The sequence below is a fragment of the Gillisia limnaea DSM 15749 genome, assembly GCF_000243235.1.
GTDB classification, from domain to species: Bacteria; Bacteroidota; Bacteroidia; order Flavobacteriales; family Flavobacteriaceae; genus Gillisia; species Gillisia limnaea.
Window position 1 is genome coordinate 885,602 of sequence record NZ_JH594606.1, and the last position, 2,050, is coordinate 887,651.

A 2,050-nucleotide genomic window follows, 5' to 3' on the forward strand; every position below is an offset into this window, starting at 1 on the left:
ACGGTTTATCTGTACGACCTGAAGGAAAATAAGGTGATCAAAAAGTTATTTGCGAATGACGATTTTGATATTACTGGTGTCTCCCTGTCGCGAAATAGGAATTACGAACTGGATTATTACACTTTTGAGGGGGAAAAGCAGGAAATCGTACCGGTTAGCGACTACTATAAAAAGCTACATAAGCGTATCACTGAAGAATTCCCCAATAAGGAATATTCTATAGCTGATAAAACTGATGACGAAAGTAAGTATTTGGTATTCCTTCAAAGTGATAAATTGTACGGCGAATATTGGTCGTATAATGTTGAGGCCAATAAATTTGAATTGTTGTATAATTTGATGCCCCAACTCAAAGGTGAAGATATGGCCGAAATGAGGCCCATTACCTTTAAAAGCCGGGATGGAAAAACCATACATGGTTATATCACCCTCCCAAAAGCCGCTCTGGAAGGGCAAAAAGTTCCTGTTATTGTCAATCCTCATGGAGGCCCGCAAGGTGTAAGAGATTCCTGGGGATTTAATCCAGAGGCACAATTGTTTGCTAGTCGTGGTTATGCCACGCTGCAGGTGAATTTTAGGATTTCCGGAGGTTATGGTCGTGAATTTTTAGAATCTGGATTCAAACAAATTGGGAGAAAAGCAATGGACGATGTTGAAGATGGTTTGAAATACGTGATCAGCCAGGGCTGGGTAGATCCAGATAAAGCTGCCATTTATGGGGGCAGCCATGGTGGATATGCAGTATTGAGGGGTCTCACCAAAACTCCAGACCTTTATGCTGCCGGTGTGGATTATGTAGGTGTTTCCAATTTATTTACTTTCATGGAAACTATTCCGCCTTATTGGAAGCCTTATGAGAAAATATTGAGAGAGATCTGGTATGACGAAAAAGTCCCTGAAGAAAAAACGATTATGGAAGAGGTTTCACCGGTCTTTCATATTGACAAAATTAAAAAGCCATTACTTGTGGTTCAGGGTGCGAATGATCCGCGGGTGAACATTGACGAGTCCGATCAAATTGTAAGGGCGCTACGTGCAAAAGGCGTTGATGTTCCTTATATGGTCAAGTATGATGAAGGACATGGTTTCGGAAAAGAGGAAAACCGGATTGACCTTTATAAAGCAATGTTGGGATTTTATGCCAAACATCTTAAGGATGAAGAACTGGCGCCGCAGTTCAGAGATTAAAAAAAGAAACCCCGTTAATAAAATAACCTCCCAAAAATGGCATTTTTGGGAGGTTATTTTATTTTAAACTTTCCTCCTTCAGCTTATTTCCTTTGGCCTTACTTCTTCCGCACTTTTCATAAACCCCCGCTGCGTGAAGTTTGACTTCTTCGAATCTGCGATTTCATGACTTCGCGCCTGAAGCATTCATGAAGCAAAAAGAAAGCGCGTTGAGGTTTGCTGACTTCTTCTTCCTAATATTCGGAAACCGCAAATAGCATGCATTTATTTTAAAATTATATTTTAGACTCCAATACGAACAATAAAGCCGGCAAAAGCCTCCCTACTCCACGCTACTTTCGGACCAAGACCGTAGGCATTAATGCAATTTAAACCGAAAATAGAATTTTGATATTGGACAAAAAGTAATAACTTTGTATTTACAAAATTTAGAGTAATGGAAACAGCAATTATACAAATTGGAAATTCGAAAGGTTTGCGTTTGAGCAAAACAATTCTTTTAAAATATAATATTAAAGACAAAGTTGAGCTTATTCTTGAAAAGGGCCATATAATCCTGAAACCGATTGAATCTCCCAGAAAAAACTGGGAAGATAAATTCAAAAAAATGGCTGAAAGCGGAGATGATCAATTATTGATGAATGGTGTGTTTGAAGATGATGATTTTGATGAATGGATTTAAAACAATATTCCATAGTTCTCGTAAACCTTGATCCGACAATTGGTAGTGAAATTAAAAAAACCCGTCCTTACGTAATAATTTCTCCAAATGAACTTAATAAATATCTAAAAACGATTGTTGTGGTCCCAATGACAACAAATCTCAATAAATACCCTACAAGAGTTTCTTTTAAATCGAGCG

The 2,050-nt window shown here is 38.2% G+C and carries 3 protein-coding genes; all 3 read left to right on the forward strand.

What is annotated here, in order from left to right; translation table 11 throughout:
* The coding region (locus GILLI_RS05665; RefSeq protein WP_006988154.1) for an alpha/beta hydrolase family protein at window positions 1-1,188 on the forward strand (1,188 nt) is incomplete at its 5' end.
* 436 nt (window positions 1,189-1,624) lie between these two features.
* Window positions 1,625-1,870, forward strand: a complete 246-nt coding sequence (locus GILLI_RS05670) for an AbrB/MazE/SpoVT family DNA-binding domain-containing protein (RefSeq protein ID WP_006988150.1) — start codon at window positions 1,625-1,627, stop codon at window positions 1,868-1,870.
* A partial coding sequence (locus GILLI_RS05675) for a type II toxin-antitoxin system PemK/MazF family toxin (protein WP_006988155.1) occupies window positions 1,861-2,050 on the forward strand: 190 nt, incomplete at its 3' end. The genes GILLI_RS05670 and GILLI_RS05675, both read left to right, overlap by 10 nt.

Bases quoted from the DNA above. Each gene is read 5' to 3' on its own strand.
- GILLI_RS05670 (WP_006988150.1), top strand. From the start codon at position 1,625: ATGGAAACAGCAATTATACAAATTGGAAATTCGAAAGGTTTGCGTTTG.